The sequence below is a fragment of the Pseudomonas sp. EA_65y_Pfl1_P113 genome (assembly GCF_963970525.1).
In the GTDB taxonomy this organism is placed as follows: domain Bacteria; phylum Pseudomonadota; class Gammaproteobacteria; order Pseudomonadales; family Pseudomonadaceae; genus Aquipseudomonas; species Aquipseudomonas tritici.
Map to the genome: position 1 here is coordinate 1 of NZ_CAXAQM010000277.1, position 570 is coordinate 570.

The 570-nt window shown below is 58.9% G+C and carries 1 protein-coding gene; it reads left to right on the forward strand.

Going from position 1 to position 570, the window contains the following annotated elements; all coding sequences use genetic code 11:
* Positions 1-497, forward strand: a 497-nt coding sequence (locus AACY52_RS29585) for a cytochrome b/b6 domain-containing protein (RefSeq protein WP_339561263.1), incomplete at its 5' end; no start/stop codon positions are given.
* Positions 498-570: the final 73 nt, after the last annotated feature.

Consider the following 570-nt stretch of genomic DNA (forward strand, 5'->3'; position numbering starts at 1 on the left):
CTGGCGTTATCGCCAATCTCACTGTCCTGAAGCATGAAGAAACGCCACATATCTACGTCGGTTACGTCGTCGTGACCGCATTGGCGATCCGGCTTGTGTGGGGTGTCATCGGCCGCCGCCATGCTCGTTTTGCCAGCTTCGTGACAGGTCCCGTCGGGCTGCTGCGCTATTTTCGCGCGATGATCGCTCGTCGGGAGCCTCGCTATATCGGGCATAATCCAGCTGGTGCGGCGATGATCGTCGTGTTGATGCTGTTGTTGGCGATAGTCGGCTCCACAGGTTGGATGATGGGGCTAGACCGCTTCTGGGGCGTCGGTTGGGTCGAAACCGCGCACGAGGTAGCCGCCAATATTCTGATCGGAGCGGTCGCGCTTCATGTCATTGGCGCCATCGTCGAAAGTATGCGCCACCGCGAAAATCTGCCGCTCGCCATGATCACTGGCTACAAGCGCGCGCCTCTAGGGACCGATATCGACCATGCGCCTGCTGCTGATTGAGGACAATGCGAGGCTTGCGGGCTTGATCCGCGAAGGTCTGGATCGACAAGGCTTCGCCGTAGATTGGTATGAG